A 25,532-nucleotide genomic window follows, 5' to 3' on the forward strand; every position below is an offset into this window, starting at 1 on the left:
ACCAACCATGACTAAAACAAACGCGACCGATCCATCCCAAATGCAAGCAGAAGAGCTGCTGTCTTTTCTTGAAGAGGGAGGCACGCTAAAAATGTTGCACGATGTGTCTCAGGACACCATCGAACATATTTATGCCGTAGGTTACAACTTTTTCCAATCGGGAAAGATTGAGCAAGCAGCGAAAGTATTTCAATTACTCAGCATGCTTGATCATTATCAGGCGCGATTTTTCATTGGCCTTGGCGCGGCTCGTCAGGAGTTGGGTGAGTATCTGCAGGCAATAGACGCCTACAGCTACGCAGCGCTAGTGGACGTAAATGATCCACGTCCACCTTTTCACTCTGCTGAATGTCACCTGAAACTGGAACAACTGACAGAAGCAGAGAGTGGGTTTTACAGCGCGAAGGAGATGTCTGCCGGAAAATCACAATATGCAGATTTGCATGAGCGTGCAGGCATCATGTTAGAAGCGGTGAGAAATAAAAAGGAGTAATTAGACTATGAGTTCTATTGCACTTGACCGCATCCAGACACAGGTTTATAGCCCTGAATCTGGCCAAGCCACGTTAGATAACGTGCAGAAAACGGCGTCTACAGCGACGCCTTCTGTGACGGTAGAAAACGTGAAGAGTAAAGATGCAGATGTACTGAACACCGGAAAAGTAAAAGTTCAGTTAGATGCACCTAACGCAGCTGTTAGCGACAAAGTGAATGATTTGACGCTAAAAGCCATGGCACAGCTGCAAAAGATCGTCGATACCATTGCAAAATCTCTCCATGCAGTTGCAGATCAAACAGGTTCGATTGCAGTCAAAATCATCGCAGGTTCTGCTGATGATTTTGAAGTAGAGCTTGCTGCTATCACGGATAAACTGAAAAGTGCTCAAAACGAGCTGAAAATTCAGGAAGTGAAGGTCGCAAAAGCTAAGCACGAAAAAGAGATGGTGGAAAACCAAGACAAAATCAAAGAATCGGAAGCCGCTGCAAAAGAAGCCCAAAAATCAGGCTTAGCAGCGAAGATCTTTGGTTGGATCAGTGCGGTGGTTTCTATTGTTGTTGGTGCCGTAATGGTGGCAACGGGTGTTGGTGCAGCAGCTGGTGCTCTTATGATCGCTGGTGGCGTCATGGGAGCAGTGAGCATGGCGCTGCAAGAGCCAGCCGTTCAAGATGCGCTAAAAGAAGCGGGCGTAAATGTCGATGTGCTAAACAAAGTCGTAATGGCATTAGAAATCGCAGTCGCGGTTATCGGAGCTGTTGTGACGTTTGGTGGTGCAGCAGCTGGCGGTATCGCGAAACTTGCAGCAAAAGGTGCTGGTAAGGTAGCTCAAAAGGTCACGGAAATCGCTACGAAAGCCGCTGCAAACATGGCGAAAGTGGCGGATATGGGCACAAAAGCTGCGACAACAACAGCGAAAGCGATTCGTTACGGAGCAGAAACCGTCGATCTTGCCGTCAATGTGGGTAAAGGCGCAACGGACAGTGTCCATGCTGCTAACAATGCTCAAGTGACAGAGATTCAGGCAGATATCACGGACCTTCGCGCCAAAATGACCTTAAGCCAGGCCGTCATCGACAAGCTTAAAGAAGAAATTGGCAAGTTGATGGAAGATTTCCAAGAGCTGATGAGCGTCATCATGCAAATGATCCAAGCGAAAAGTGAAACCATGCAAACGGTGTTAAGCCGTCCTGCAACGGTATAAGGAGTTTATTATGCTAGATAAAGTAGGCGGAACGGGACGCGGCGAACTGTATGGTTTAGGCGACACTATTAAAACAACCAAAGCAGAAAAAACACCAGAAACAAAGCTTGAAGCGGGCTCTATTAAAAGCCATAGTGAATCAGGTGTTTCTGGTGCTGCACGCTACCAGTTAGAGGCTCCTAAAGCACCAGCAGTGAGCAACCAAGCTCAAGTTGTTGCAAACTTAATGAACGCTCTTGCACCGACGGTCAGTTCGCTAATGAGCACAACAATGAAAGCGCTTAACGGTGAAGAGGTGATCAAGTCACCATCAGATGCGGTATCACAATCGTTGACGCTACTAACATTGTTGTATCAAGTATCAAAGCTGAGCCGTGAGCAGCAAGTGCTACAACGTGAAATTGCTGTTGAAGCAAACGTCGCGAGTTTAGAAAGCCAAGCGGCAGAACTAAACAACTCGGCAAGTGCGATGATCGCGATGGCAGTCGTTTCGGGTGTATTAGCGGGTGCTACTGCAATTATTGGTGCCCTTGGTTCTTTCAAAGCAGGGAAAGAAATCAAGAATGAAATGGCGAGCAATAATGTACTGAAAACGCAAAAAGCTGGCTTCGATCAAGCAGAAGAGTTATTGAATAACAATAGCTTGTCTAAAACTCAGCAAGATCAGGTTAAGCGTGCGCACTCACTAGCGAAAGACAATATCGCAGACACGACAGCGCAGCTGACAAGTGGTGGCCGTAAGTTCGATAAGTTGATGAGCTCAAACCAAGCGAAGAACGCTATTCTTCAAGCTTTGGGCCAGATGGCAAACTCAGCATCGAATGTAGAGCAAACCAAAGCGCAAGCGCGCAGCAAAGATGATGAAGTACAAGCGACTCGCGCACAAGCAGCCAAACAGAAAGCCGATGAAAACATTGGTTTCCAAGAAGGTCTGTTGAAAGAGCTACGTGAATTGTTCCGTTCTATCTCAGATAGTCAGAACCAAGCGTGGCGAGCGTCAGTCCCAACGGTGTAACCGTCCATCTCATTAACTACAAAGCGTTGTTTATACAACGCTTTTTTTGTTTCAGTTATCTAAGCTAACAACTAGATATTGATACTTACTGAGGAATTGGTTTGTAACACAATATAACGTAGTTAAACATTTACTCTATCCCGCTTCCTTAGTAATCATCAATGATCTGATCATCATGCTAAAAGAGATTTATCTTGCATAGAAGTTGTTGTTTTTGTTGAACTCAGCTCAAAGTTATCACTCCATAGTGGCTTTGTTGCATAAAATTGAGTTAGAGTGTCATTATTACTCACAAAAAGTGTTTTTTGTAGTGGGAGTACTTAAAAGGAAAATATGGCGGTTCGACTGGTGAGTATTTGGGAACAGAATTATATAAAACTCAACTTAATAAGTAGTCGAAGATGGAAGATATCAGTTTAGCATCAGATTTAGTTATTTATCTGACTACGGTTGGAATTTTAGGTATATTCACTTGGGTTTTGTTTGTTATTTATTTGAAATCCAACTGGTTGAAGTATCTTGAAGATACTCTTGATAATGGAGTCCGATACTACACTCTGAATATATTCTTATCAGGTCAAGGTGTCCTACAATATGGCACTGTCTTTCTGAGCAAGTTTCATGCGAAACGGTATAAAATGCTAGAGAAGAGAGATAAAGTTCCAAAGCATATTAAACGATTATTTGTTCTCTCTTTCGTCTTGTTTATTTCAAGTGCCTCATGTCTTTTGTCTGGAGTTATAATTCATCATATTTATATAGAATAAAGGTTGTTTAACAAGATTATTGTAATTGACCTGATTGTTTCTATTTAATAGATAATTTCGAATAGATATGTCTGTCTAAACATTTCATAAATGAAAAATTTTAAAAAGATTTAATTTTCTATGCGATACGGGTTGCGATTACATCTTATATAGAGCCTTGTATGATGGCAGAATATGCTGATAAAAATGGTGCTTGCTAAGCCAATCTGCAAGGATGAGAACTCAAACGTTATCAAATTGTTAACGGTTGCTATACTTAAACGGTCATCAACACAGGTAAAAAGGATGTTCAATGTTTAAGTTTAAGCAAATCGCACTTGCTGCTTCTTTAGCGGCACTCACAACTGGCTTTTCTGCGTCTGCGGAAGAAACGTTTGTCACGATTGGTACTGGTGGCGTAACAGGGGTTTATTATCCGACTGGTGGAGCAATTTGTCGCTTGGTTAACAAATCGCGAGAAGATCACGGTATCCGTTGTTCGGTAGAAAGTACTGGGGGATCGATTTATAACATCAACACTATTCGTGCTGGTGAATTGGATCTCGGTATCGCTCAATCAGACTGGCAGTATCATGCTTACAAAGGAACCAGTAAGTTTAAGGAAAGCGGGCCTTTTAAAGAACTACGCGCCGTATTCTCCGTTCATCCAGAACCGTTCACTGTCGTTGCACGTAAAGACGCGAACATCAAAACTTTTGATGATTTGAAAGGTAAGCGCGTCAACATTGGTAACCCTGGCTCAGGTCAACGAGGCACCATGGAAGTGTTAATGAGCCAGTATGGCTGGAGTAACGATGACTTTAAGCTTGTGTCTGAGTTAAAAGCAGCAGAGCAATCAAAAGCACTTTGTGATAACAAAATTGATGCGATGATTTATACCGTTGGTCACCCAAGTGGAGCGATTAAAGAAGCCACTACGTCGTGTGATAGTAATATCGTAACGGTAGCTGGACCTAATGTAGAAAAATTGGTTGCAGACAATAGCTTCTACCGTGTCGCAAATGTACCGGGTGGTATGTATCGTGGCACAGATAGTGATGTTCAAACCTTTGGTGTGGGTGCGACGTTTGTTTCCTCTACTGCTGTACCAGAAGATGTGGTTTATAACGTGGTTAAAGCGGTATTTGAAAACTTCGATGATTTCCGCCGTCTCCACCCAGCGTTTGCGAACTTGAAGAAAGAGGAAATGGTAAAAGACGGTTTATCTGCGCCTCTTCACCCAGGTGCGCTCAAATACTACAAAGAAGTAGGGCTGATTAAGTAACCGTTACTTTCTCTTCTTATTGATGTAAAACGCCATCTTTCTCGATTAATGCCACTCGTTTAACAGCGAGTGGCATATTTCTATCTCTCGTCATCCTGTACAGCGACGGAGGAGCGTGATACAGGATCTTCTATCCGAGCCCTTTATGGTCAAAATTGTTTCACTAGCCGCTCAGCGTACTGCTATTAGATCCCTAGTCACGCCAAGGCTCGCTGTAATGACACAAAAACCTCGTTCAGCGATCAGCATTAATCATTCGCGATGGCGTTTTTTATAGGAGTGTTATCTACATGTGCAAGTTTTACTTAAGCATAAACATCAATGAAAAAGTAGATAGTGATGAGAATAGAAGAAAGAGCAACAAACCCTTTAACATGATTGGGATTAAGTTGACGAGATACACGAGCTGCAAGATAACCACCCACCAACGTACCGACCAAAACAACGCTACCTGTGCGCCAGTCAATGGAACCATTCGCAACAAAAATCACGATAGCAATGAGTGAAACACACGTAGATACCAGCAATTTCAAACCGTTCATTAAATTAATGTCTTGGTGACCCGCTACTACCAGATAACTCAGAACAATAACCCCTAAACCTGCGTTGAAAAAACCACCGTAAGCAGAGACACCAACAAGTAATAGACCCAAAGCGATTGCTCCGAGTATTCCTGCGTGTTTGTGCTCTTTCGCGACAGTTTTGATAAGCATTGTTAAACGAGAACCAGTCAGGAAAAGCACGGTGGCAAACAAGAGTAGCCAAGGAATGGCTTCCAAAAATAGCGATTCTGGTGTGTTGAGCAGCAGATATGCTCCGACAGCGCCACCTACTAAACTGAATGAGACTGTGAACAACAGTTCTTGCTTGTTCTTCATGATCTCTTCTCTGAAGCCAACGGCTCCGCTAATGTACCCTGCACATGAAGCATAAGTATTTGTTGCGTTGGCCATAATTGGAGGCACACCAACCGCCAATAGGGCCGGAAAAGTAATAAAGCTTCCGCCTCCCGCAATGGAGTTAATGATCCCACCAACTACGCCGGCAACGAATAAAAGCGCTAGTTCTAAAAGCATAAACAATCCTTGTTATGTTCTTTTTCATTGTTAGAGCTTTAGATGGCCCATCCCACATGCTCTAGTGTTCTGATATGAAGTTTACTTTACCCGCTCTAAAACAAAATTGTTCAGTTCTGTGACGTTTTTGATGACATGAACGGTTTTACTTTGAGAGTACCCTTCGAGACGAGACATAAAGTCATCATTCCAGAATGCAGGGCATTGCTGAAGAACTTTGTAGCTTTGTAATGTCCCTTTCAATACCGAACTGCCATCAGGCCAACCTTCGGGTTTAATGAATAGTCCTTTAAGGAGACGTTTCGTCACAAACCAATAGCTTACGGAGTATGGTAGATCAATATAAACGAGAGTATCGGCTGCATCTAAACGAGCATTAAAGGAGCTGATAGGCCCCAGACCATCTATGATCCAACGATCTGAGTGAAGTATATTGCTATGTGCTTCATCAAAAACGTTACGCTCAACGGGCTCACCGTTTGGTTTATAGACCATGGAATCTAATTGATGAAGAGGGAGATCGGTAGCAGACGCGATTGCTTTACTTATCGTCGATTTTCCGCTGCCGGGCTTACCAAAAACCGCTACTTTTTGCATGTGACCGCCTCCAAGAGAATATTTCCCATACGGCAGAGACAGAAAACCCACCGTTATGGGTGGGTTCGATAAATATTGAGCGCATCAAATATCCCACCATTCCTATGGAATGATGATAATTCGTTGGTTAAGTTGCGCTAAGTGTGTATTCATGCAACTACTCTTATATATAGGCGATGACTTGTCAATATTGTTTTGCTTAATAAGTGAACGATTTGATAGGAGAAAGAAAAGCCATCGCGATGGATGGCTTTGTCTAGGTTGAAAGAGACAGCTATTACTGCTCAACGCTCACTGGCTGTGCTTTAAACTTTTGAATCAGCTTTACGATTAGTGGACTTGCCAGTACCAATACGGCTAAAACAGTAAAGGTAAGGGTAATAGGGCGCTCCCATAGGAAACTTAATTCGCCGTCTGAAATCATTAATGCGCGGCGTAAGTTCTCTTCCATTAATCCCCCAAGGATGAAACCCAGCAATAAAGGCGCAAGTGGGAAGTTAGCGAGTCGAAGTGCAATGGCAGCCATAGCGACAATCAGCATCACGAACACATCCATAGTATTAAAGGAGACCAAATAAACTCCGGTGATTGAGAAGAATAAAATCATCGGCAGAAGTACCGTTCTAGGAACCGCCAAAAGCTTTGAGATGTACGGAATCAACGGTAAGTTCAGGATCACGAGTACGATGTTGCCGAAGTACATGGAAATGATCACTGACCAGAACACATCTGGATGCTCAACAAACAGGCGAGGGCCCGGCTGAATACCGTAAGCGATCAGCGCGCCGAGCATTATTGCTGTTGTACCAGAACCTGGAATGCCAAGCGTTAGCAGTGGAACAAATGAACCACTAGACGCTGCGTTGTTCGCTGATTCTGGCGCGACTAAACCACGGATACTGCCTTTACCGAACTCTTCCTTTTTCTCTTTAGGTGCGAGGTTGCGCTCCATACCATAGCTTAAAAAAGCAGCAATGGTTGCTCCTGCGCCAGGAAGAACGCCAGTGAAGAAACCTAATATTGAAGAGCGAATTGAAACAGGCGCGACGTCTTTGATTTCTTCCTTCGTCACTTTCATTGAGCCAATGTTACTCAGCTTTTCCTGTTCTTCATCGCTGGTGTCTTTTGATGGTTTAAGAATGTCCATCAGCGTCTCACCCAGTGCGAATGTCGCCATTGCAAGCAACAAGAAGCTAAAGCCATCCATTAAATCCGTTAAACCGAAGGTAAAGCGTTCAATGCCTACGCCTTTATCGATTCCAACTGTAGATAGCATCAAACCAAGAATGGTCATCATCCACGCTTTGATTACCTGACCTTTCCCAGCAAAAGCTGCGACTGCTGATAACCCAAGTAGCATCAACGCAAAATAGTCCGACGATTGGAAGCTAAGTGAAACGCTAGCCAATGCTGGTGCTGCGACAAGCAACATAATGGCAGATAGCGTACCGCCAGTGAAAGACGAATAAGCTGCCAAAGCTAATGCTTTACCTGCTTGGCCTTTTTGAGCCATCGGGTAGCCGTCGAATGCTGTCACCACGGTTGAAGAACAACCCGGCGCGTTAATTAAAATCGACGATGTAGAACCACCAAATACCGCACCGTAATAAACACCCGCCATTAAAATAAGGCCAGAAGAGGGCTCTAGGCCATAAGTAATTGGGATCATCAAAGCAATGGCTGAGATCGGCCCAAGCCCTGGTAACATGCCGATAAATGTACCGACGAAACAACCAACGATCACCATCATGATGTTCATTGGCATTACTGCAGTGGATAAACCTTGTAGAATTCCATCTAACATAATTCAGTCCTTTCTTTGACTACCAGATGGTGAAAATCAAACCCGGTTCGAGATAGATGTCCAAACCTTGAGTGAGTAATAAATAGAACGCGATCACGAATGGAAACGACGCGCCGAACAGAACGGGTTTACGTCTTTCCCCCAGCAGATAAAAGCCAGCCAATAAAAAGAAGCCAGTAGCTATAACAAAGCCTAGGTAAGTCAGGCCTACGCCGTAAAGCGCCATCAAAACCAAGAAAGCGATCAGTAACTTCCAATTAAAGTTCAGCACCGCGCCACTTTGTTTATCTGGTTGTCCTGTTACCAGCAATAACAAAGAAAGGCCTGCACCAACGTAAGTCAGGATGGTTGGCAAAGTACGTGCGGTGAACGGTTCGTATTCATCACCAGGGAACAATGGAATTTGTGAGGTTTGATAACCGTAGCAAAGACAGAAGAGTAGAAAGATCATTGCGCCGACACGGTCACGACAGAGCAAATATTCTTTGGTGAAAAAGTTGGTTGAACGAGACATATTCAACTCCTAACAAAAATAAAAAAGACCGCATATGGACGTTAATGAATAAACTAAACCATTAACAATTAAGCATTTCGCTGCTAGTCGAGCTGCTTTGGGTATATAAACAAAGGAGTGTGCATGCCGATTGTCGACAATATCCATATACGGTGAAACTTAGAGTGCAAATACAGTTGGGGAAATACCAACCTCACGTTATTGGGTGAGGTTGGAATCTTAGGGACCCTGTTCGACTGTTACTTTAGGAAGCCTAACTCGCGCATTAGGTCACCCATTTGCTGCTCTTGCTCTTCAAGGAACGCGAAGAACGCTTTGTCCGCTTTGTAGTTGTCTATCCAACCATTGCGGTCACGGACGACTTGCCATTCGTCAGTGTTGTACATTTTGGTAAATGCTGCATTCCATTCATCCAGCTTTTCTTGGCTAGTACCTGGTGCAGCAAAGAATCCACGCCAGTTAGCGAAGACCGTTTCGTTACCATATTCTGTTAGCGTAGGGATGTTTGGTGCGGCTTCTAGGCGTTTTGGTGCAGTTACCGCTAGCACTTTTACTTGACCAGATTTTGACATCTCCAGTACTTCACCTAGGCCCGTAGAGAGCAGTTGAGTTTCGCCAGAAAGAAGGGCTGCCATGGCTTTACCGCCCGCATCGTAAGCGATGTAACGCACTTTACGCGCATCAAATCCTTCGCCTTTAAATGCGGCGGCAACGACGAGGTGATCCATAGAACCACGAGCAGAGCCACCCGCAATTTTCACTTTGCGAGGGTTAGATTCAAATGCTTTTACTACGTCTTCCCAAGAATTGTATGGCGAATCAACAGAGGCTACGATGGCACCGTAATCCGCAATGGTGGCTGCAACGGGAGTGAGATCTCTAAAGGATTGAGGGAAAATACCTGTTAGAGAGCGAACGACGATCGGTGTTGAGTTCACCATGAGTGTATCTTCTTGACGATCTGCCGTTTCAATCAAGTGCGCAATGGCTTTACCGCCGCCGCCACCAGAAAGGTTTTGAAAAGATACCGTCTCAACGATGTCTGATTTGAGTAGCACATCACCTGTACCTCGTGCGGTCATATCCCAGCCGCCCCCGGCACCTCCAGGGATCAAGAAATGCATTTTTTCTACATCAGCAGCAAAAGCGTTAAATGAAAATGAAGCTGCGATGATCGATGCGGCGAGCGTTGGTTTGATTACCTTTAACATGTTCACGTTCCTTATGTTGGTGACTCTATTTTTAGATGAGTCTTATTTTTGTTTCAGCTTTTAACTCGAACTGGATGCTGATGTGTCAAAGGTTAATCAAGTGTTAAATTGATGTCTTTAAAACGTCGATAAAGAGAATATTGAGCATAACGGATATTTTGTTCATAAAGTTCACGCTGAAAAATTGGTTGCACATCACGCGTGCGTGCTAACAATTGCGTCATAATGGAATGGCATCAAACGAATAAGGAAACAGAGAATGAAAGGGACATGTTTGTGCGGCGCTATTGAAGTGATCGCAGATGCTAAGAATGAAGTGAGTCTATGCCACTGCTCGATGTGTCGAAAATGGTCGAGTGGAGCACTCCATGCTGTGCATTGTGGTCCTAACGTAACGTTTAAGGGGGCCGAGCCAAAGCGTTATCAATCGTCTGACTGGGCGGTGAGAGGTTTTTGTGGTGAATGCGGCACAAACCTTTTCTATCATTTGTTACCGACAGGCGAGTACATTCTCTCCGCTGGTTTGTTCGACAATCCAGATTTCAAACTCTCATTAGAGATCTTTACCGATGAAAAGCCCGCGTATTATGACCTCAATCCCACCTCACAAAAGATGACATCGCAGCAAGTTTTTGAGCAATTTTCACCTAAAGAATAGCCTTTTGTATCCTTAATTGTTCGACGGCTTAATTATTTTTCTTTTATATCATTATGTTAAGAGGTGTTTGGGTGTCGACAATTTATTTTTTCCTTCGCAATTATCCCTCCATTAAGCCCGTAATAGACGATTTTCGTCGATTTAAATTACGACCTTAGTCTAAATTGTCGACAATTTACTTGATTGTCGACACTTTGATCGACTACTTTATATTCAGGTTAAGAAATTGTAGACATTTTGATGTCGGTAACGTGAGTATCTGAGTATGAACTCTGAGTTGAAAACTCGTTATAAAGTACTGGGTTCTGAGAAAGAACACACCAAGTCAGAAACACTGACAGAAACACTGATTGAAGTCATTGTGAATGGCGATGTTAAGCCTGGTCATAAAATCTCGGAGCCTGAACTGGCGAAGAAATATCAAGTCAGCCGTGGCCCTTTGCGTGAAGCATTAATGCGTTTAGAGGGGCTAGGGCTCATTGAACGTATTCCTCATGTCGGGGCTAGAGTGACCACTTTTTCTCCAGAAAAGCTGATAGAACTCTATGCGGTTCGCGAAGCGCTAGAAGGTATGGCGGCAAGGTTAGCAGCGCGACATATTACGCAAGAAGAGCTCTTGAGCTTGGAAATGCTATTGTCGACACATTCTAAGCACATCGATCAAGTGGAGGGAGCCTCTTACTTCCATCAGCATGGAGATTTTGATTTTCACTATCGCATCATCCAAGCAAGCCGAAACAGCAAGCTGATTTCTCTGCTGTGCGACGAGCTTTACCACTTGTTACGCATGTATCGCTATCAGTCACCGCGCGCGCAATCTCGTCCAAATGAAGCGCTGACTGAACACAAATTCATTCTGGAAGCCATCCGTAATCGCGATGAAGAGCTTGCAGAAATGCTGATGAGAAGACACATCTCAGGAAGTCGAAAGCTCATCCAATCGCAAATTATACATACAGAAAGTTTAGACAAAGACTAGAAGGAATTCGTCATGAGCTTAACACCGGGAGCGAAGTTCAGACTCGCTATTGAACAAAACAATCCGCTGCAAATTGTTGGCACCATTAACCCTTACTGCGCCATGATGGCGAAAAACTTGGGGCATCAAGCGATTTATTTGTCTGGCGGCGGTATTGCAAACGCGTCATACGGATTGCCGGATCTCGGTATTACAACATTGAACGACGTACTGGTCGATGTTGACCGCATCACTAACGCGTGTGATTTACCGCTATTGGTCGACATCGACACCGGTTTTGGAGGCGCATTTAATATTGCTCGCACGATCAAAGCAATGGAAAAGGCGGGTGCTGCTGCGGTTCATATGGAAGACCAAGTCGCACAGAAACGTTGTGGGCACCGTCCGAACAAAGCAATTGTGAGCCAGCAAGAGATGGTTGATCGCGTAAAAGCCGCGGTTGACGCACGCAATGATGAAAGTTTCGTGATTATGGCTCGTACAGACGCGCTAGCTGTTGAAGGCATGGACAGTGCAATTGAGCGTGCGATTGCGTGTGTGGAAGCTGGCGCGGATATGATTTTCCCAGAAGCGATGACCAAGCTGGATCAGTACCTTCAGTTCTCAAACGCACTTGAGCAAGCAACTGGAAAGCACGTTCCTATTCTGGCCAACATTACCGAGTTCGGCGCAACGCCACTGTACGGCTGCGACGAGCTTGCAAAAGCGAAAGTCGATATGGTGCTTTACCCATTAAGTGCGTTCCGTGCCATGAACAAAGCCGCTGAAACGGTTTATAAGCATTTGCTAGAAGTGGGCAATCAGGAAGCTTTGGTTGATTCAATGCAAACACGCAAAGAGTTGTATCAGCACCTGAACTACCACGATTACGAAGACAAACTTGACCAGCTATTCTCTGAAGGAAAATAGCGGGAAAAGAAAAGATAGACGGAAGCCCAAGAAAAGATAATCGGAATTTATCTAATTCAATAACGTGAAATTCGTCTGGCTAAAAAACGCTCCAAAGAGGGCAAAGCCAGACAGAAAAGGAGTTCAAACAATGTCTCAAACTGCAGAAAAGAAAGCAGAGTTAGGTGGTGCAGGCCTACGCGGTCAAAGCGCCGGAAGCACAGCTTTATGTACTGTCGGAAAAACGGGGACCGGTCTGACTTATCGCGGTTACGATATTACTGACCTTGCCAATAATGCTCAATTTGAAGAAGTTGCACATCTTCTGTTACGCGGTCACTTACCAACTCAGAAAGAACTGGATGCGTACAAGACACATCTCTTAAACCTTCGCGGCTTACCAACTGAGCTTAAGCAAGCGTTAGAGCTTATTCCTGCTACTGCTCATCCAATGGATGTGATGCGCACTGGTTGTTCTGTGTTAGGAAACCTAGAGCAAGAAATGAGCTTCGATGAGCAATTGCATTCGACGGAACGTATGCTAGCGCTTTTCCCAGCTATCATCTGTTACTGGTATCGTTTTAGTCACGATGGCGTTCGTATCGATACAGAAGATCAAACCGAAGACTGCATCGGCGGTTACTTCTTGCGATTGCTTACAGATAAAAAGCCATCAGCGCTGCACAAGCAAGTGATGCACTGTTCCTTAATCCTTTACGCTGAGCATGAATTCAACGCATCAACTTTTGCAGCGCGTGTTTGTGCATCAACGTTATCAGACATTCATTCTTGTATCACGGCAGCAATCGGTACGCTTCGCGGGCCACTTCATGGCGGCGCAAACGAAGCGGCGATGGAAATGATTGAAGATTGGCAAACGCCAGACGAGGCGGAAGCGAACATCATGAAAATGCTGGCCAACAAAGACAAGATCATGGGCTTTGGCCATGCCATCTATCGCGAAAGTGATCCTCGCAACGCGTTGATTAAGCGATGGTCGAAAGAGCTGTCACAGCAAGTCGGTGATACACATCTATATGCTGTTTCTGAGCGTGTGGAATCAGTGATGAAGCGAGAGAAAGGTCTGTTCTGTAATGCGGACTTCTTCCATGCATCGGCTTACCACTTCATGGACATTCCAACCAAGCTGTTCACACCAATTTTTGTGATGAGTCGTTTAACGGGCTGGGCGGCACACGTTTATGAGCAACGTGCCAATAACCGCATCATTCGCCCAAGTGCTGATTACACAGGCCCAGATCATCAAGAATGGGTACCTATCGAGAATCGCTAGCGCGAAGGCCAATCAGGGCACATACGCTTTGATTGACCACCTCCTTCCTTTGTACCTCTCTCTGACAGAGGAAGGAGTCCCTCTCATCACGATGTTTCTGGAGCAATGGAAAAACGTTGATGAAGGCAAGATGTACAGACTGAATGGAAGCAAACCATGAACACAAATATTAATACCCAATATCGTAAGCCGCTTCCGGGAACTCAACTGGATTACTTTGATGCACGCGAAGCCGTCAATGCCATTTCTCCTGGAGCCTATGAAAAACTCCCTTATACCTCCCGCGTGCTAGCTGAGCAACTGGTCCGTCGCTGTGATCCGAACACATTGACGGATAGCCTGAAACAGTTAATTGAACGTAAACGTGATCTTGATTTTCCTTGGTATCCAGCACGCGTTGTTTGTCATGACATTCTTGGTCAGACCGCTCTGGTAGATTTAGCGGGTCTGCGCGATGCTATTTCGGATCAGGGCGGCGATCCTGCAAAAGTGAACCCTGTGGTTGAGACTCAATTGATCGTTGACCATTCTTTAGCGGTTGAGCATGCGGGCTTTGAACCTGATGCCTTCGACAAAAACCGCGCGATTGAAGAGCGCCGTAATGAAGACCGATTCCACTTTATCGAGTGGTGTAAAACAGCGTTTGAGAACGTAAGCGTGATTCCTGCGGGTAACGGCATCATGCACCAAATTAACTTGGAGAAAATGTCTCCTGTGGTGCAAGCAAAGCAGGGTATTGCCTACCCAGATACCTGTGTGGGTACGGACAGTCATACGCCTCACGTAGACGCCCTCGGTGTTATCGCGATCGGTGTTGGTGGTCTGGAAGCTGAAACCGTAATGCTTGGCCGACCATCAATGATGCGTCTACCTGATATTGTCGGTGTAAAACTAACGGGTAAACGTCAACCTGGCATTACCGCAACGGATATCGTTCTGGCAATTACCGAGTTCTTGCGTAATGAGCGGGTTGTTTCTTCATATCTTGAATTCTTTGGTGAAGGTGCTCGCGACCTAACAATTGGTGACCGTGCAACCATCTCCAATATGACACCAGAATACGGCGCGACAGCTGGCATGTTTTATATTGATGAGCAGACCATCAACTACTTAAAACTGACTGGTCGTGATGAACAGCAAGTTAACTTAGTTGAGAAATACGCAAAACAAACCGGTCTTTGGGCTGACGATCTAGATACTGCCGTTTATGAGCGTGTACTGGAATTCGATTTATCATCAGTAAGTCGTAACATGGCCGGCCCGTCAAACCCTCACCGCCGTTTACCAACATCTGAGTTGGCGCAGCGTGGCATTTCTGGTGCGTGGGAAGAGAAAGAAGGCGAGTTACCAGATGGTGCAGTGATCATCGCTGCGATAACATCTTGTACTAACACCAGTAACCCTAGAAACGTCGTCGCTGCTGGCCTTGTCGCGAAGAAAGCCAACGAGCTCGGCCTTGTACGTAAACCTTGGGTGAAGTCGTCTTTTGCTCCGGGTTCTAAGGTAGCGCGTCTTTACCTGGAAGAAGCGGGCTTATTACCAGAGTTAGAAAAGCTTGGCTTTGGTATCGTCGGTTACGCATGTACCACTTGTAACGGCATGAGTGGCGCGTTGGATCCAAAAATCCAGCAAGAGATCATTGATCGCGATTTATATGCGACAGCCGTTCTGTCTGGTAACCGTAACTTCGATGGCCGAATCCATCCTTACGCAAAACAAGCCTTCTTAGCATCTCCACCGTTAGTTGTCGCTTATGCGCTAGCAGGAACCATTCGTTTTGATATCGAGCGCGATGCTCTGGGTATTGACCAAAACGGTAAACCAATTTACTTAAATGATTTGTGGCCAAGTGACGAAGAGATCGATGCAGTTGTCGGCAAACACGTTAAGCCAGAGCAGTTTAAGCAAGTTTACATCCAGATGTTTAAGCTGGATGACGCAGAGAAAAGCTCTAGTCCGCTTTACGACTGGCGTCCGATGAGTACCTACATTCGCCGTCCTCCTTATTGGCAAAAAGAGGGGGAAGGTGCGCTAGCGGGTGAAAGAACACTGTCTGGCATGCGTCCATTAGCGATTCTTGGTGACAACATTACCACCGACCACTTATCGCCATCCAACGCGATCATGGCGAGCAGTGCTGCGGGTGAATACCTTGCCAAAATGGGCGTTCCGGAAGAGGACTTTAACTCTTATGCGACTCACCGTGGCGATCACTTAACGGCGCAACGTGCGACCTTTGCTAACCCGAAACTATTTAACGAAATGGTGAAAGAGAATGGTGAAGTGGTTCAGGGTTCTCTAGCGCGAATCGAACCAGAAGGCCAGGTTGTACGCATGTGGGAAGCGATTGAAACCTACATGAATCGTAAACAACCATTGATTGTTGTCGCCGGCGCGGATTACGGTCAGGGTTCATCTCGTGACTGGGCAGCAAAAGGTGTTCGTTTGGCAGGCGTAGAAGCCATTGTTGCTGAAGGCTTTGAGCGTATTCACCGTACTAACTTGGTTGGCATGGGCGTACTGCCGCTGCAATTCAAACCAGGTGTAAACCGTAATACGTTAGAACTGGATGGTACGGAACTTTACGACGTAGCTGGCGAGATTAAACCGGGTGCGGATCTGGCCTTGGTTATCACGCGTAGCAACGGCGATAAAGTTGACGTTCCTGTTACCTGCCGCCTAGACACCGCTGACGAAGTTCACGTGTACAACGCAGGTGGTGTTTTGCAGCGTTTCGCGCAAGATTTCTTGGCGCAATAAGGAGCGGTTATGGAAAGCAAAACTCCGAATCAAATGAGCCAAATCAAAGTGCCGGCGACGTACATGCGTGGCGGCACAAGTAAAGGTGTCTTTTTCAACCTAGAGGATTTGCCTCAAGAAGCGCAAGTGGCTGGAGCCGCGCGTGACAAGCTGTTGTTACGTGTTATCGGCAGCCCGGATCCTTACGCGAAGCAAATCGACGGTATGGGTGGTGCAACCTCCAGCACCAGTAAAACAGTGATTGTTTCGCGCAGTAGCCAAGACGATCATGACGTTGATTACTTGTTTGGACAAGTGTCGATCGACAAACCATTCGTCGATTGGAGTGGTAACTGCGGCAACTTGTCTGCCGCTGTCGGTCCTTTCGCCATTCATGCTGGGCTGATTCCACAAGATCGCATTCCAGAAAATGGCATTGTGACGGTGCGTGTTTGGCAGGTGAACATCAGCAAAACTATCTTGATTCACGTTCCAATTGTTAATGGTTTTGTCCAAGAAACCGGCGAGTTTGAGCTCGATGGCGTGACGTTTCCGGCCGCCGAGATTCAAGTCGATTTTGTTGACCCTTCTGATGGCGAGGGCAGCATGTTCCCAACAGGCAACTTAGTCGATGATTTAGTGGTGCCGGATGTGGGTACGTTCAACGCGACCTTTATTAACGCGGGCATACCAACCATTTTTATTGATGCTGAATCGATTGGATATCAGGGCACCGAGCTGCAAGACGATATCAACAACGATGACACAGCATTAGCGATGTTCGAATCCATCCGTGCACATGGCGCGTTAAAAATGGGCCTGATTTCTGATTTAGAAGAAGCTCAAACACGCCAGCACACACCGAAAATTGCGTTTGTTTCTAAACCGAAAAGTTACCTGTCTTCAAGTGGCAAAGCGGTAAATGAGTCGGACATAGACGTGTTGGTTCGTGCGTTGTCGATGGGCAAACTTCACCATGCAATGATGGGAACAGCAGCCGTTGCTATCGCTTCAGCGGCGTGTGTGCCGGGTACGTTGGTTAACTTGGCGGCTGGTGGCGGTGAAAAAGAGTCAGTGACTTTTGGCCACCCCTCAGGAACGTTAAAAGTTGGAGCACGAGCGAAGCAAGCTGAACAGGGCTGGGTGGTACAAAAAGCCATCATGAGCCGAAGTGCGAGAATACTAATGGAGGGATTTGTGCGTGTACCCTCTGATGTCTTTGAGTGAAAAGAACGGTCTTTGAATAGAACGAGAGCAATGTCAGGACATACTGGAGGAAGCAATATGTCTTCATACGAAAAAGAATATTTATGGGCGAAAAACGAACCGGAGAGTTTTTGGCGCGCTCAAGCGGAGAATATCGATTGGTTCGAATCTCCTAAAACTATCTTGAAATCTGATGAAAACGGCATAGAACGTTGGTTTCCAGATGGTGTAATGAATACGTGCTGGTTAGCATTGGATTACCATTGCGAGCAAGGACGCGGTGATAATACGGCACTCATTTATGACTCGCCAGTAACCGGCAATAAAACCACGTATACCTATAGTAACCTGCGTGACCAAGTGGCAAAAATTGCCGGCATGCTGTCTGCCCAAGGCGTTGAAAACGGCGACCGAGTCGTTATTTACATGCCGATGATTCCAGAAGCCGCAATGGCGATGCTAGCCTGTGCGCGTTTGGGGGCGATTCACTCCGTTGTATTCGGTGGTTTTGCACCTAATGAACTTGCTGTACGAATTGAAGATGCAGAGCCGAAAGTCATCATGACGGCGTCATGTGGTATTGAGATCAACAAAGTTATTCCATATAAGCCAATGGTAGACAAGGCCATTATGGACAGCCGATGGAAGCCTGAAAAAGTATTTATATTCCAGCGTCCTGAGTGCGAAGCCGATCTAAACCAAGAAAGAGATCTGGATTGGCAGCAAGAGTACAACCAAGCGTTGCCACACGGTTGTGTTCCGGTGTTAGCAACCGATCCACTCTACATTCTTTATACTTCGGGTACGACAGGTAAGCCAAAAGGCGTTGTGCGTGACAACGGTGGCCATGCCGTCGCGATGAAGTACTCTATGAGCGCAATCTACAACATTCCTCAAGATGGCGTATTTTGGGCGGCATCTGATGTTGGCTGGGTAGTAGGGCACTCTTACATTGTTTACGCGCCACTGATTCACGGTTGCACAACAATCTTATTCGAAGGCAAGCCCGTCCGAACACCGGATCCTGGTGCATTCTGGCGAGTGTGTGACGAATACAAAGTAGATGCGTTGTTCTCTGCCCCGACAGCGTTCCGTGCGATCAAGAAAGAAGACCCAGAAGGTGAGTTTTTAAAACAGTATGATCTCTCTAAATTGAAAACCATCTTTATGGCAGGAGAACGCCTTGACCCTCCAACACTGGAATGGGTTCAGAGCAAAGCAGACAAACCCGTTATTGACCACTGGTGGCAAACGGAAACGGGTTGGGCTATCGCGGGCAACCCAACAGGTGTTGAAATGATGCCAGTTAAAGCGGGTTCTTCGACGAAGCCAATTCCGGGTTATCAGGTCGAGATTCTGAATGAACTTGGAGAGTCGGTCGGGCCTAACCAACAAGGCTTTGTCGCATTAAAACGTCCGCTGCCACCGAGTTGTCTGCCAACGGTTTGGCGTAACCATGACCGTTTTGAAACCGGTTACCTCAGCCAATTCCCTGGCTACTATGTGTCAGGTGATGGTGGCTATTTGGATGAAGACGGTTACCTGTTCATTATGGGACGTATTGATGACGTGATTAATGTCGCGGGGCATCGTTTATCGACAGGCGAAATGGAAGAAATTGTCGGTGGACACCCAGCCATCGCAGAATGTGCGGTAGTTGGTATTCACGATGACCTGAAAGGACAGCTTCCACTGGGCTTTGTGGTACTTAAAGATGGTGTCAAAGTGGACGAGCTTGATCTTGAAGGTGAGCTTGTTGGCAAGGTACGTAGTGAGATCGGTGCAGTTGCCTGCTTTAAGCATGCATTGGTTGTAGATCGCCTACCGAAAACACGTTCGGGTAAAATTCTGCGCCGAACCATACGTCAAATAGCCGATGGTGAAAAATACACCGTTCCGTCAACGATTGATGACCCAAGTAGCTTGAACGAAATTGAACGAGTGTTAAGACGTTAATTAAAACTCAATTCTAACTAACCCCTGATCCTCGAACTCTGTAGGTTGGTTCTGCCTCTGTACGCTTATTAAGTGCAGGGGCTTTTTTGTTTGTAGATAGCGTAAACGTCTCGTGCAGGCAATTTTGTGACTTGCCAATACGGCATTTTCCTCACAAACTACAGCCATTCAATTTTTAGTGACCCTTTGTATGACCACGTTTGTAATTAAATCTGCGTGTTTTAGCGACCTTGAGTCGCTCAACGACCTTATGTTTGAGCTGCATGATGAGCATCATCTTCAATCTCCTGAGCTGTTCAAAACTGCAGAGGAGATAGAGCAAGAAAAGAGTATTGCTCGATACATTGATGATCCTGAATGTCTTGTTTATGTAGCAAAACAAGGAGATGAAATTATTGGTTTTATCTCTGGTCATTTCTGTGAACTTGTTTCTACCGTCAGTCAGCCGGTTATGATGGGAAGTGTGGATGAGCTCTATGTATTACCTGAGTTTCGGAAACAAGGCACAGCTCAGGCATTGATTAACAAAATTGAGTCAACGTTCTCTGATTACGGTGCAAAACAGATGTTTGTTGAAGTATGGCACTTTAACCAGGGTGCAGTCTCTTTGTATGAAAAACAAGGGTTTGCACACCATATTCACTATCTAAGAAAGCCGTTGAGCTAATGACCATGCTTAATTTTAATATTGTGATACACATTCTAGCGAATTGAAATCATTCAGTTCGTCAATAGACTTTTCTCTATAAGTTGCTCGCAATGTTAGTAAATTAATATGCGCCCACATTGGTATTGGCGTTTTTGTCTGCTTGTTTATTAGTAGCACGAGGATCGTGCTTACAAAAACAAGAGGACAATATTTTGAAACTAACAAAATCGTTACTTGCGTTGGCTGTTTTGCCAATGTTCGCAAGTGCTGATGATTTGTCACAGACACAAAATCACACTATACAACCCCAGATCGTAGGCGGCATCACTGCTGATCCTAGTGAGTGGAGATTCTACACCCAAATTGTTAGCCGTTATGGTAACCGATCATATTGTGGTGCCAGCTATATTGGGAATGGCTACGTCCTGACTGCGGCACACTGTGTCGAGGGTGATTCACCGAATCAGATTGCGGTTAAAATTGGTGGCGTCGTCTACAATGGCACTGACGGTGTTCGAGCTAACGTGAGTGAAATCCACATGCACCCGGCATATCGCCGAGCAACGCTTTCTCACGATCTCGCAGTATTAAAGTTGGACTCTGTACCTCAAGGTGTTGCTGCGGTTGAAATTGCCGATGGCAGTCTAACGCAATACGCCAGCATCGGAGATTGGCTTACAGTCGCAGGTTTAGGGAGAACCTCTGAAGGAGGAAGCTCTCCATCTCGATTGCAAGAAGTTGACGTTCCGCTCGTGTCGGACACTACTTGTCGTCAAGCCGGTGGTAATTACACAACCGTTGGAGAGGTGTCTTTCTGCGCGGGAATTCCTCAAGGTGGGATAGATTCCTGTCAGGGAGATAGCGGTGGCCCAATCGTTATTAATCGTGGTGGCGTAATTACTCAACTTGGTGTGGTCAGTTGGGGGATAGGTTGTGCTCGTCCGGGTATGTATGGTGTTTATAGCGATATCGCCGCCATGCGCAATTTTGTTAATGGTGTCATTGGCACGACTACACCTCCGAAAGAGAATGTTTCTGTTGGGTATACCACCGAACAGACATTGGCATCATTTAATGTTGGCGAGTTGCAGCAACATAGTTTTGTTATCAAAAATTCAGGTAACACGACGTTCACTGTAGAAAACGTTCGCGCGTTTGCTTCTGGCGTTGCTGATGCTGCCGTTATTGCATATGATCAGTGTTCTCAGGCGACGTTAGCAATGAATGCAAGCTGTCGTGTCGATGTCGAATTTGGAGCAGCTCAGGCGGGAGAAGCAAGAGTTGCTTTGAACTTCAACGTTGATAAGACCAGTACACAATATCAGGCGCTAGTGTCGGCTCAAGCGAAAACAGTGACAACGCCTCCAACAGATAACTGCGCAGCAGAATGGCAAGCGAGTACGGTGTATCTCAAAGGGGATAACGTTACTTGGAATGGCAAAGTGTGGCACGCGCAGTGGTGGACTCAAGGCGATAACCCAGCAGACTCTGGACCTTGGGGTGTTTGGCAAGAAGTTCGCGACGCACATTGCAAGTCTAACTAACCATCAAGCATTCAAAAGCTGATTCGTTGGTGACTTGAGGTAGAATTCATTCTTGGTTTCAACGAGCAGCGCATAGTTATCATAAGCAGGGTTTATTGTTTTCGAATAATAAGCCCTTTTTTATTGTTCCAACTTTGAGAACCCATAAAATGTGTATGACTTTATCCTGACGCTACCTTCATATAACTGGCAGAATTGCGATCAACATTTCATGTTTTGTCTGATTTTTGTCAGGTTTGCATTAAATTACTCTCCAATGAGCTTCAAGATCATGCTTTATTCGATCAACGTTGTTTGGCATAACTCGTTACTTAATTTTTATCGAAAAAGATAAGATTAACTGCCATTATTCATTGGCTATCATAATGTTTACTTAAGGTCATATTTTGTGTTGAGACAGCTGTTATTACTCATCCTTTGTTTTATTTTGTTACCTGTTTCACCAATCTCTACGGCTAAAGCTGCCGCGAGCGAAGTAAAAGGGGCGCTCTGCGTTGTTCGTGCTGACGACAAGTTAGTGCTAGTTCATGAAATATTGACGGATAAGATTTCTCTACCTGGTGGGACAATTATTGATGGAGAATCTCCCAAAGTTGCTGCGCAAAGAGAAACGTGGGAAGAAACGGGTTTAGTGGTCACGGTTGGGGAGGAACTTGGCAGAACTGACACCGCGGTTTATTACGATTGCATATCAGATTCTGAGATTATTGCTTTTTCGATGAACAATTCCTTAGGTGGGAATGAGTTACCTATTTGGTTTGCTCCTCACTATGGAGTAGAAATCGCATCAGCTATGTTACTTGGACCATCCGAGCTGCCATCATTTTTGTACCGCTATCCCGCTCAATGGCCACAAGCCATTCAGTTTTTTGAACAAGCTACTCAGCAGTCCGCATCTTATGTGACTCAGCTGATCGAATCCGCGCCTTCATTTCGTCAGATTGAATTGAGGTGGATGAAAGACTTACAAAGTTGGGTAGGGGCTTTATCAGAAACGAGTTTCGAGGTAGCGAATCAGATCTCAAATCTTGTTATAGAACTGACAGAACCTACGATACTGCTTTTTCTATTTCCGTTAGTAATGATGCGTTTTGGCAGTCGATTTGTATTCCGACTCTTTTTCGCTATTAGCGCGACGTCCCTGATGGTACTTGTAGCTCAACAGGGCTTTGCGCTTCCTCGCCCGCATGTCTATATACCAATGATGGAGTTAACACACAGCTTTGGATTTAGTTTTCCAAGTTTGCCTATTGCCGTTTGGTTTTGTGTTTTAACCTTTTTATTTCAGAGAACGCATTATTTCGGTTTGAATGGTACGACCGCTGTCATGATGCTCATCACGCTTACTATTATGTTATGTAAGTTTTTCCTTGGTAGCGCCTTTTTCTTAGATATGCTGTTTGGTGCGCTGTTAGGAAGCTTGGTGGCCTGGCATGTTCTGCGATTGGAAACAAATCAAGACGTGAATGTTGATCAAGTGTTGAGCTCAAAAGGCGTCTGGTTCATTATGACTGCGGTAACGGCGGTCATCTCTGTTATCTGGCCATTACCTGTGTTTGGTCGTTGGTTGGCTATTTTAATTACGGCATCAGCATTGGTTATGACGTTTAGAGAGTCAAAAGTGCATTTGGATTCTCGTCAGATGATTTTTGTAACGCTTGCGTTGGTATTCGTTGAGCAACTTTATTTATACTCAAGCTCTGTTGTCTCGTTTAGTGGTTTGTGGTCATTGGTATTGTCGACGTTGCATTATCCATTGTTGATGTTGCTGTTTATCTTGCTTGCAAGAAAGCTGATTCATGAAAAACAACAGAGAGAAACAGTGCTAGATTGATGGTTGTATGCTTTCTTTCTCAGGCATACGAGTAAAAAAAGCCTTGCTTTACAGCAAGGCTTTTTTGTTCGTTGAGTAGCTCAACAATGTGGCTTTGCGCATATCTGACGCCATGGCTGAGTTAAAGGTAATAACGTTGATGCCATAGCGGCGGAGAGAATTAAGCGTTAAGGACGAATTTTTCAATAGCTTTAGCTACACCGTGTTCATCATTACTTGCCGTAATGTAATCAGCGATTTGTTTGGTCTCTTCCATTGCATTTGCCATCGCGATACCAAGGCCAGCGTACTTCAGCATGTGGTGGTCATTTTCAGCATCACCCATACAGATTACTTCTTCCGGTTGAATACCTAGATACTCAGCAATTGCAGCAACACCAATACCTTTGTTGCTCGCTGGGTTAAGAAATTCCAGGAAGAACGGAGCGCTTTGAACCACCGTAAACTCTTCACGCATTTCAGACGGCAGCGCAGCGATGACCTCAGTTAACTTACTTGGCTCGGCAACCATCATTGCTTTGATGATTGGATGATCATCTTCTAGCGATTCAAAATTAATCTCTGTTACATTTAAGCCATTAATGTTGGCTTCGATGTCAGTGTATGGGTTTTTCTCATTGGTGATCAAGCCATGTACTTGGCTGAATGCGTGCACATAAGCGCCTAATTCTTTCGCTTTACGAGCGACTAATTTTGCTGCCTTACCATCAATGATTTGCTGGTGGATGATTTCATTTGTTCCTACGTTCTTAACCATAGAGCCATTGTAGAAAAGGACAAAATCTTTATCGGAATGGATATTCAGTTCGTCGAGCTTGCCTTGCATTCCTTCTAATGGGCGACCAGAAGCGAGAACGACAGTAACGCCTGCTTCTCGAGCCTTTGCGATCGCTTGTTTGTTTTCTTCAGAGATTGCTTTATCACTATTAAGCAGTGTGCCATCCATATCTAATGCGATCAGTTTATACATCATTTCTTACCTTAAAGTTTTTGGGAACTGTAAGTGAATAAGGTTTGGTATAACGCTAACCAGAAACCTACGCTCACCGCGACTATGAAACTACAAAATGGTCTATTTTAACAATTAATTTTTGGTTTAAATTGACCTAGACACGTGTGTCCATTAAGGTCTTCGCCTCGAAGTATTATGAGTTGAGTGAGTTCTACGTTGTATAAGCTAAATGAGATGTTTGAAACCATCCAAGGGGAAGGGGTTTTCACTGGAGTACCTGCTGTTTTTGTTCGCCTTCAAGAGTGTCCGGTTGGTTGCTCATGGTGCGATACCAAACAAACTTGGTATGCAGATGAGAATGACCAACGTCAAATTGGTGATATTTTGGTGAAGACGGAAGATTCTCCGACATGGTGCGTCGCATCTGCCGAGAACATCGTAGAGCAATATCAACTGCAAGGCTTTAATGCTAAACATATCGTGATTACTGGTGGTGAGCCTTGTATTTATGATCTACGCCCTTTAACAAAGGCGTTTGAAGATATGGGTTGCCAATGCCAAATCGAAACCAGTGGCACATCAGAAGTCATCACGTCAGAAAATACATGGGTGACCGTGTCACCAAAAGTGGCGATGAAGGGTAAACTGCCAGTTCTCAATAGCGCGTTAGAGCGTGCGAATGAGATTAAGCACCCAGTTGGTACGCAAAAAGACATCGACCACCTTGATGAGCTATTGGCAAATGCGAATGTCGCGGTTGAGACTGTCATTGCATTGCAGCCTATTAGCCAAAAGCCTCGTGCAACGCAATTGTGTATTGAAACGTGCATTGCTCGCAATTGGCGCTTGTCTGTTCAAACTCATAAATACCTAAGTATTGCTTAA

The 25,532-nt window shown here is 45.2% G+C and carries 21 protein-coding genes; 15 read left to right on the forward strand and 6 right to left on the reverse strand.

Annotated features, from left to right (window positions below; translation table 11 throughout):
- Positions 1 to 7 precede the first annotated feature (7 nt).
- The 4 genes from vcrH (at position 8) to MSG33_RS09050 (ending at position 4,746) form a co-directional block, all read left to right on the forward strand.
- Positions 8 to 493 carry a SycD/LcrH family type III secretion system chaperone VcrH gene (gene vcrH / locus MSG33_RS09035; RefSeq protein ID WP_005377258.1) on the forward strand — a complete coding sequence of 162 codons (486 nt, stop codon included), beginning with the start codon at positions 8 to 10 and terminating at the stop codon, positions 491 to 493.
- 7 nt (positions 494 to 500) lie between these two features.
- Positions 501 to 1,700, forward strand: coding sequence for a type III secretion system translocon subunit SctE (gene vopB, locus MSG33_RS09040; protein ID WP_248380731.1), 1,200 nt, complete (start codon positions 501 to 503; stop codon positions 1,698 to 1,700).
- A 10-nt stretch (positions 1,701 to 1,710) separates the two neighbouring features.
- On the forward strand, positions 1,711 to 2,715 hold the full coding sequence (gene vopD, locus MSG33_RS09045; protein ID WP_248380733.1) for a type III secretion system translocon subunit SctB: 1,005 nt from the start codon (positions 1,711 to 1,713) through the stop codon (positions 2,713 to 2,715).
- Positions 2,716 to 3,774: 1,059 nt separating this feature from the next.
- The gene (locus tag MSG33_RS09050; RefSeq protein ID WP_006741544.1) at positions 3,775 to 4,746 is read left to right on the forward strand and encodes a TAXI family TRAP transporter solute-binding subunit; all 972 of its coding nucleotides are present in this window, start codon (positions 3,775 to 3,777) and stop codon (positions 4,744 to 4,746) included.
- A 305-nt stretch (positions 4,747 to 5,051) separates the two neighbouring features.
- Here MSG33_RS09050 and MSG33_RS09055 read toward each other — a convergent pair whose 3' ends face one another.
- From MSG33_RS09055 to MSG33_RS09075, 5 genes are all read right to left on the reverse strand, one after another.
- Complete coding sequence (locus tag MSG33_RS09055; protein WP_005395076.1) at positions 5,052 to 5,822, reverse strand: sulfite exporter TauE/SafE family protein; 771 nt, start codon at positions 5,820 to 5,822, stop codon at positions 5,052 to 5,054.
- 81 nt (positions 5,823 to 5,903) lie between these two features.
- The gene (locus tag MSG33_RS09060) at positions 5,904 to 6,419 is read right to left on the reverse strand and encodes an adenylate kinase (RefSeq protein ID WP_248380735.1); all 516 of its coding nucleotides are present in this window, start codon (positions 6,417 to 6,419) and stop codon (positions 5,904 to 5,906) included.
- A gap of 277 nt (positions 6,420 to 6,696) precedes the next feature.
- On the reverse strand, positions 6,697 to 8,223 hold the full coding sequence (locus MSG33_RS09065; protein ID WP_248380737.1) for a tripartite tricarboxylate transporter permease: 1,527 nt from the start codon (positions 8,221 to 8,223) through the stop codon (positions 6,697 to 6,699).
- A gap of 19 nt (positions 8,224 to 8,242) precedes the next feature.
- The gene (locus MSG33_RS09070; RefSeq protein WP_012841781.1) at positions 8,243 to 8,737 is read right to left on the reverse strand and encodes a tripartite tricarboxylate transporter TctB family protein; all 495 of its coding nucleotides are present in this window, start codon (positions 8,735 to 8,737) and stop codon (positions 8,243 to 8,245) included.
- Positions 8,738 to 8,976: 239 nt separating this feature from the next.
- The gene (locus MSG33_RS09075; protein WP_005395072.1) at positions 8,977 to 9,948 is read right to left on the reverse strand and encodes a tripartite tricarboxylate transporter substrate binding protein; all 972 of its coding nucleotides are present in this window, start codon (positions 9,946 to 9,948) and stop codon (positions 8,977 to 8,979) included.
- Positions 9,949 to 10,207: 259 nt separating this feature from the next.
- On the opposite strand from MSG33_RS09075, the gene MSG33_RS09080 reads away from it, so the two are divergent.
- The 10 genes from MSG33_RS09080 to MSG33_RS09125 all read left to right on the forward strand — a co-directional run bounded on the left by MSG33_RS09080 (position 10,208) and on the right by MSG33_RS09125 (position 23,695).
- Positions 10,208 to 10,606, forward strand: coding sequence for a GFA family protein (locus MSG33_RS09080; RefSeq protein ID WP_053807462.1), 399 nt, complete (start codon positions 10,208 to 10,210; stop codon positions 10,604 to 10,606).
- Positions 10,607 to 10,871: 265 nt separating this feature from the next.
- Positions 10,872 to 11,585 (forward strand): GntR family transcriptional regulator, encoded by a 714-nt coding sequence (locus MSG33_RS09085; RefSeq protein ID WP_005395069.1) that lies wholly within the window; start codon positions 10,872 to 10,874, stop codon positions 11,583 to 11,585.
- A gap of 12 nt (positions 11,586 to 11,597) precedes the next feature.
- Positions 11,598 to 12,494, forward strand: a complete 897-nt coding sequence (prpB, locus tag MSG33_RS09090; RefSeq protein ID WP_005395068.1) for a methylisocitrate lyase — start codon at positions 11,598 to 11,600, stop codon at positions 12,492 to 12,494.
- Positions 12,495 to 12,624: 130 nt separating this feature from the next.
- Positions 12,625 to 13,767 carry a 2-methylcitrate synthase gene (gene prpC, locus MSG33_RS09095; protein WP_005395067.1) on the forward strand — a complete coding sequence of 381 codons (1,143 nt, stop codon included), beginning with the start codon at positions 12,625 to 12,627 and terminating at the stop codon, positions 13,765 to 13,767.
- 156 nt (positions 13,768 to 13,923) lie between these two features.
- The gene (gene acnD / locus MSG33_RS09100) at positions 13,924 to 16,527 is read left to right on the forward strand and encodes a Fe/S-dependent 2-methylisocitrate dehydratase AcnD (protein ID WP_248380739.1); all 2,604 of its coding nucleotides are present in this window, start codon (positions 13,924 to 13,926) and stop codon (positions 16,525 to 16,527) included.
- 9 nt (positions 16,528 to 16,536) lie between these two features.
- Positions 16,537 to 17,733: a 2-methylaconitate cis-trans isomerase PrpF gene (gene prpF / locus MSG33_RS09105; protein ID WP_248380741.1), complete on the forward strand. Its 1,197-nt coding sequence runs from the start codon at positions 16,537 to 16,539 to the stop codon at positions 17,731 to 17,733.
- Between the two features lie 57 nt (positions 17,734 to 17,790).
- Complete coding sequence (locus tag MSG33_RS09110; protein ID WP_248380742.1) at positions 17,791 to 19,668, forward strand: propionyl-CoA synthetase; 1,878 nt, start codon at positions 17,791 to 17,793, stop codon at positions 19,666 to 19,668.
- A 190-nt stretch (positions 19,669 to 19,858) separates the two neighbouring features.
- Entirely contained in the window at positions 19,859 to 20,335 is a 477-nt protein-coding gene (locus tag MSG33_RS09115; RefSeq protein ID WP_012841786.1) for a GNAT family N-acetyltransferase, read from the forward strand.
- Positions 20,336 to 20,529: 194 nt separating this feature from the next.
- Complete coding sequence (locus MSG33_RS09120; protein WP_248380744.1) at positions 20,530 to 21,861, forward strand: trypsin-like serine protease; 1,332 nt, start codon at positions 20,530 to 20,532, stop codon at positions 21,859 to 21,861.
- Between the two features lie 388 nt (positions 21,862 to 22,249).
- A complete protein-coding gene (locus tag MSG33_RS09125; RefSeq protein ID WP_006741551.1) occupies positions 22,250 to 23,695 on the forward strand; it encodes a bifunctional NUDIX hydrolase/phosphatase PAP2 family protein in 1,446 nt (481 codons plus the stop codon).
- A gap of 160 nt (positions 23,696 to 23,855) precedes the next feature.
- Here the strand turns inward: MSG33_RS09125 and MSG33_RS09130 are convergent, their stop codons facing one another.
- Positions 23,856 to 24,665: a Cof-type HAD-IIB family hydrolase gene (locus MSG33_RS09130; protein WP_046874945.1), complete on the reverse strand. Its 810-nt coding sequence runs from the start codon at positions 24,663 to 24,665 to the stop codon at positions 23,856 to 23,858.
- A 216-nt stretch (positions 24,666 to 24,881) separates the two neighbouring features.
- On the opposite strand from MSG33_RS09130, the gene queE reads away from it, so the two are divergent.
- A complete protein-coding gene (queE, locus tag MSG33_RS09135; protein ID WP_041852955.1) occupies positions 24,882 to 25,532 on the forward strand; it encodes a 7-carboxy-7-deazaguanine synthase QueE in 651 nt (216 codons plus the stop codon).

Source organism: Vibrio sp. 1CM7H, from assembly GCF_023161645.1.
Lineage (GTDB): Bacteria > Pseudomonadota > Gammaproteobacteria > Enterobacterales > Vibrionaceae > Vibrio > Vibrio diabolicus.